Annotated in this window: 1 protein-coding gene; it reads left to right on the top strand. The window is 72.7% G+C overall.

Annotation, left to right across the window (positions count from 1 at the left end; all coding sequences use genetic code 11):
- A partial coding sequence (locus IG99_RS43695) for a hypothetical protein (RefSeq protein WP_051866640.1) occupies positions 1–373 on the top strand: 373 nt, incomplete at both ends.

The following is a 373-nucleotide window of genomic DNA, read 5'->3' as shown; positions in this document are numbered from 1 at the left end:
GGCTATCAGCCAGAACCCGTTCGGTGAGGTCCGCATCGACCTCAGGGAGATCCCCAAGACGCTGCGCAAGGAGCTGCGGCCGGCGCTGAAGAAGACCGGCGACCAGGTAGCCCAGGCCGCCCGGGCGCGGGCGTCCTGGAGCCGGCGGATCCCAGGCGCGATCCGCGTCAAGGTGCTCTACGGGCGGGCCCGCTCCGGTGTGGTCATCACGGTCAACCGGAAGAAGGCCCCGCACGCCCGCGCGTACGAGGGCATCGCCGCCCGCATGGGCAACGCGTCCAGCTTCCGGCATCCGCTGTTCGGCGACCGGGAGCACTGGTACACGCAGCGCACCAGGCCGTTCCTGCACCCGGCGGCGCAGGCCCGCCGCGCC

The organism is Streptomyces griseus subsp. griseus (genome assembly GCF_000720255.1).
Lineage (GTDB): Bacteria > Actinomycetota > Actinomycetes > Streptomycetales > Streptomycetaceae > Streptomyces > Streptomyces griseus_I.
Note: the sequence above shows the minus strand (reverse complement) of the source record. Positions and strands in the feature narration are given on the sequence as shown.